Here is a 5,273-nt window from a genome sequence, read left to right as displayed (position 1 = left end):
GATGGTTGGATTGTTAGTTGGTAAGCTGGTTAATAACCTTCGAGCTATCCAACAATCTAACCATCCAACCAATAAAACAGGTTCCCCAAAGGGGATAATATCATCTACAATTACTACGGCCAGCATTTAGCTAAACCTGTTAATGCTGCGGGCCAAAGTGTTGTGAAGTTAAACAAATTCAACCATGCGTCACGGTAAGAAATTTAACCATTTGGGCCGCAAAGTCGGTCATCGTAAAGCATTATTACGCAACTTGGCGATCTCATTGATCGAATACAAGCGTATTAACACAACTTTGGCTAAGGCGAAAGCACTTCGTGTTTTTGTTGAGCCAATCGTTACTAAGGCTAAAACTGATTCTACGCACAATCGTCGCGTTGCTTTCAGCTACCTACAGAACAAGGAAGCCGTAAAAGAACTATTCGGAGATATTGCCAAGCGTATTGGTGATCGCCCTGGTGGTTATGTTCGTATCATCAAGACTGGAACACGGAAGGGTGATGCTGCTGAAATGGCCATGATTGAATTTGTTGACTTCAACGAAGTATACACTGCTGGCAGTGAAACTTCTACAGGAGGTGGTCGTCGCCGTCGCCGTGGAGGTAAAGGCAAAGGTGCTAAGGCAGCAGCTGCTGCAACTACTACTGCCGCTGCTTCGCAGGAAGAAGAATAGGTATTTGTTTGATGGTTGATTTGTTTGTTGGTTCCGATGGTATTGTTTACCTGTTAACTTTCCAATAATTCAACTTTCCAATAATAAAGCCTGTACAAAGCCGATGTTCCTTTACGGGGCGTCGGCTTTGTTATTTGATGTAAAAAGGTATTACAGGTGCTTTTTTATCATGGCTACCAAGTCGGCGGTACGTACAGGTTTACTCAAACAGCCGTTCATGCCCGCCTGCCGACAGGCTTCTATTTGCTGGGGGATGGCGTCGGAAGTAAGCCCTAAAATGGGAAGGGATTGGTAGTAAATGTCTGACTTACTACGAACCCTCTGGGTAGCCTCTATTCCGCCCATCACGGGCATACGTACATCCATAAATACGAGGTCATAACGCTCATTGGTTATTTTATTGAGGGCTACTTCGCCGTTGGCAGCTGTTTCTGTGTGTACCTCTGGTAAGTGTTTTTTTAGTAACTCTGCTGTGAGAAACTGGTTAATTGGTGTGTCGTCTACGATCAAGATTTTTAACCCAGAAGGGAAGACATGTGGACTGCTTGATTGAGTCGTAGCTACGCTTTCTTTGCCTACTTGAAAAGGCATACTAAAGCGAAAGGCGGTTCCTTGCCCTACTGTTGATGTTAGGGTGATTTGTCCGCCTTGCAATTCAATCAATTCTTTTGCAATGGAAAGTCCCAAGCCTGTGCCTTGTTCTTGATAAGAGGTGGATTGGTTGTTGCCTAGCTGCTCAAAGCTTTTAAATACATCATTTAATTTTTCGGAAGGAATACCTACACCTGTATCTATTACCTCAAACTGTAATCGGTAGGTTTCTGCCTCTTGACTTAGGGTANNTAATTTGAATACTTACAGTTCCTGCTTCAGTGAATTTAAGTGCGTTGCCTGTTAGGTTCATCAAAATTTGGAATAGGCGAATGGCATCACCAACCAAGACTTTAGGAATCTTTTCGTCTATTTCTGTGCGAAGAATAAGCCCCTTTTCGTTGAACTTGTGTTCCAGTAGCCGTTGAACCTGTTGGATCAATTGCCTCAGCTCGAAGGGTTGTGGGTTGAGGCTGAATTTGCCACTTTCAATTTTTGCTTGATCTAGCAAGTCGTTGATGATTGCGAGCAATTTTTCACAGGAGAGATGAATAGACTCCGTAAAGTGCTGTTGCTTGGGGTCTAGATTAGCGGATTCCATCAAAAGGCTATTAATGCCCAGGATGGCATTGAGTGGTGTACGTATTTCGTGGCTGACGTTGGCTAGGAATTTACTCTTGTAAAGTGAATTTTGTTCGGCCAGCCGTTTGTCGGCAGCCAACTGTTGGGCTTTTTGGCGTACGCGAAAGATGACTAGAAGAATGGCTAGTAAGCAAGCAGCAATAAGGGCTTTGAACCCAAATGTTTGCCAATAAGCAGGTTTGATGACAATAGGTAGACGCAGGGGAGTGCTACTCTTTGTACCGTCGGGTAACGTAGCCTCGGCCAGAAAGGTGTAACCACCTGGGGCCAGGTTAGCAAAGTTGACAGAGTGATCGTGGCCCGCGTTGACCCAGTCCTCATTCAGCCCTTCCAGTTTATAACGATAGTTGATGTTTTCAGTATCGAGGTATTCCAACGCGGTGTAGTTGATAGTGAAGAAGTTGTCTTGGTAGGGAAGTTCGATCTGAGCTATGAATTCGGGGGCTCCGCTTAATTTATAGGGTTGATTGCGCACAAGAAAGCTAGATAAGACAACATTGGGAGCCAATATTTTTTGGGGGGCTATACTGGGATCTACGACGAGTAGCCCACATTTAGTGGCAAAGAGAAGTCTGCCGTCACTAAATTTTCCGGTGCTGAAATTTAGGAATTTACTGCAAAATTCTTCGGTGCTGTAAAAGGAGAATTCCTCGGTTTGTGGTGTATATCGGATCAGTTGTTGATCGCCAACCATCCAAACATTACCATCATTGTCGACAATCGGGTTGGTGAGGGTTCTTAAATCATTGCCTTGATAGGTTTGTAAAAAGGTGAATTCCTTTTCTGTATCATCGAAAATGAGAAAACCTTCACGGGCGGCCAGATACCATTGGTCACCAGACCACGAGATGCCTGAGAGATGTTTTATGGCTATTTTTTCCTTCGTTTGTTTGTCTACCATTGGGTAGCAGCTAAAACTTTGGGAGGTTTGTTCGTAACTACACAAACGGCTTGTGTTCATGAACCAAAGGGTACTGTCTTCTCTGAGAGTGAGTTTCGAAACAAAATCTTCGGCGGCAGTACTATCTAGTTGGGTGGGGCGGACCCAACTCGTGTCATAAGTGATTGAATTAAAATGACAAAGCCCGCCATCGGTTGCAATCCAAAAGGATGATTCGTCGATTGGGTCTGCTACGATTTGCTTAGTAGCATAATTGTAAAAGTAGGAAATGTCTTTGACGAGCCCTCCTTCAAGTGATTGTGAGTTGACGAAAAAGAGACCTGTGGACCTGGACGTAAACCATATATCCCCCCGCTGGTCTTCAAAAATGTATTTAAAACTATTTGGTAAAGCAGGCCGGTCGAGCCTAACCTTATGTGGGGAGACGGAAAGGGATTTTTGTTGGTAAAGATTGTTTTCAGAAAGATAGAAGAACCATAGCTTATCGGCCCGGTCGATGGTTAAGGCACTTCTTGAATTTGCGGGGTTTCGTTTTTCACCAGGATGGGCAAAAAAACGAAATTGGCTATTATTGGGACGAAAAAGGCTTATTCCTTCATCGGTGCCCATCCACAAGCTTTTGTCCTTACTTAAAGTTAAGCAAAATAAAAAAGTACTGGGTAGACCTTTGGTAGCACCCGCTGAAAATTTATGATGTTCAATAAGTTGCTTCGTTCTAATATTCCAATGAAGGACACCATGGTCTTGGGTGGCAATGTAAAAAACGCCATGCTCGATTTCAATGATGTCGGTAATACTAACTTGCCCAAACCCGGGGATTTCTATTTTGGTGTAGGTTTGTGTTGCAGGATTAAAGTTGTACAAGCCATCATCTGTACCTAACCAGAAGTTGTATGCTTTATCAATGTGGATGCAAAAAACTTTAGGGCAGGTTTCTGGATTGTCCGTTATAGGGAAGTAAGACAGGTTCTGGTCGGGTTGGAGTAGGTATAGACCATACATATTAGCAGACCAGATGTCTCCTTGCATATTTTGATCTGGGAAAAGACTTTGAAGTTTGGAGGGGTGCTTCGCTAAAAAAGTTGTGCTGTCCTGCCAGTTGATCTGTAGTATTCCCTGGTCTGTAGTGGCGTATAATGTACCATCTGATGTTTGGTAGCAACTTTTTATCGAATAATTCTCCCAATCAAGGGTTTTTCTGTCAAAGCCTTTGAAGCATTCTGCAGTTTCTGTTCGCTTATCAAATAGAAACAAACCATTATCTGCACCCAGCCATATTTGTCCTTGGTTATCTTCAAACAGGTCCCAAATAAAAGGCAGTCGATCCTCTTTGACGGTGCTATCTCTGACATGAGGAGCGTAGGTGGTGAAAGTCTGCCCGTTGTATTTGCTTAGGCCCGCAGGGGTACTGATCCACATCAGGCCATCTCGATCTTCCAGGATGTCGATGACGAAGTTGTGGGGAAGGCCATCATCAGTGTCGAGGGTACGGAAAAAATGCTGTTCCTGTTGGGCAAATGAGAAAGACCAAGCAAGCAAAAAATGGAGGATGAGAAGGTGTTTTTTCATGACGCCTGTTTGGGGAATAGGATTATCAATTTAGTTTTTTTTATCCTTTTTATCCTTTTATTAAACGAAAAATGCGACAATAAACCGAAATTGAGGGACTCAGAGCAAGTACTATTATGATTGATAAAAACGCCATCGCCCTTTACTTTGACGACGACCACGAGTTGTTCAAACGCTTCGTGGCTCGTTTTGTGGAACAAACACCGGCGCTGATGAACGCTATTAAAAGAGATATTTCTGCAGGGAAATTATCCCAAGCTGGTACGGATATTCATGCACTCAAAGGGCATTTGCGTTACTTGGGCTTGGATAAGTTATCCAAGCAATTGGAAGCGCTCGAAAGTTTGGCGGTGCCACAAGGAAACAAAGACGTGCTGTTGGCGGGGTGGCAAAAATTTGACCGCTCGTTTGTTCCAGCCTTTAGATTTTTAAAAGCTTATTAAGTTAGGGAGTTCGCAAAAAATAANNTTATTTATTTCCTCATCCCTTACTCTCTGATGTGCAAACGGTAGCCAGTACCGTGGATGTTTTTGATCTCAATATTTGGATCTGCTTTTAGCAGGTGACGGAGCTTGCTAACGTACACATTGAGGCTACGCCCCCGGAGGTATTCCTCTTCTCCCCAGATGGATTGTAGAGCGTTGTCGCGTGAAAGTACGCCATCAGGAGCAGTGGCAAAGAGAAGTAATAACTTGGCCTCTGTGCCGGTCAACGATTGAACGTTGGTGCCTAAGGTGAGCTCCTGATTTTGAGGGTGAAAAGAGAATTGGCCAATAGTATACTCTGCTGCTTCCGCCGCTTGTTCTTGCTCTTGTTGACGGCCTACACGGCGCAATACCGCAGCGATTCGAAGATAGAGCTCTTCCATACTAAAAGGCTTGGGCACGTAGTCGTCGG

Annotated in this window: 4 protein-coding genes and 1 pseudogene; 2 read left to right on the top strand and 3 right to left on the bottom strand. The window is 44.0% G+C overall.

What is annotated here, in order from left to right; translation table 11 throughout:
- Positions 1-184: 184 nt before the first annotated feature.
- A complete protein-coding gene (rplQ, locus tag ACRBG0_RS28170; RefSeq protein ID WP_431490160.1) occupies positions 185-673 on the top strand; it encodes a 50S ribosomal protein L17 in 489 nt (162 codons plus the stop codon).
- Between the two features lie 150 nt (positions 674-823).
- Here rplQ and ACRBG0_RS28165 read toward each other — a convergent pair.
- Together ACRBG0_RS28165 and ACRBG0_RS28160 are read right to left on the bottom strand one after the other, a co-directional pair.
- Positions 824-1,514, bottom strand: a pseudogene (locus ACRBG0_RS28165) (ATP-binding response regulator); the annotation flags it as partial.
- A 2-nt stretch (positions 1,515-1,516) separates the two neighbouring features.
- A partial coding sequence (locus ACRBG0_RS28160; protein WP_431490159.1) for a two-component regulator propeller domain-containing protein occupies positions 1,517-4,376 on the bottom strand: 2,860 nt, incomplete at its 3' end.
- 116 nt (positions 4,377-4,492) lie between these two features.
- On the opposite strand from ACRBG0_RS28160, the gene ACRBG0_RS28155 reads away from it, so the two are divergent.
- Positions 4,493-4,819 carry an Hpt domain-containing protein gene (locus tag ACRBG0_RS28155; RefSeq protein WP_431490158.1) on the top strand — a complete coding sequence of 109 codons (327 nt, stop codon included), beginning with the start codon at positions 4,493-4,495 and terminating at the stop codon, positions 4,817-4,819.
- A 44-nt stretch (positions 4,820-4,863) separates the two neighbouring features.
- On the opposite strand, the gene ACRBG0_RS28150 is transcribed toward ACRBG0_RS28155, so the two are convergent.
- Positions 4,864-5,273: response regulator transcription factor (locus tag ACRBG0_RS28150; RefSeq protein WP_431490157.1), on the bottom strand; the 410-nt coding region annotated here is incomplete at its 5' end.

This window comes from Lewinella sp., from assembly GCF_050633125.1.
Lineage (GTDB): Bacteria > Bacteroidota > Bacteroidia > Chitinophagales > Saprospiraceae > Lewinella.
Note: the sequence above shows the minus strand (reverse complement) of the source record. Positions and strands in the feature narration are given on the sequence as shown.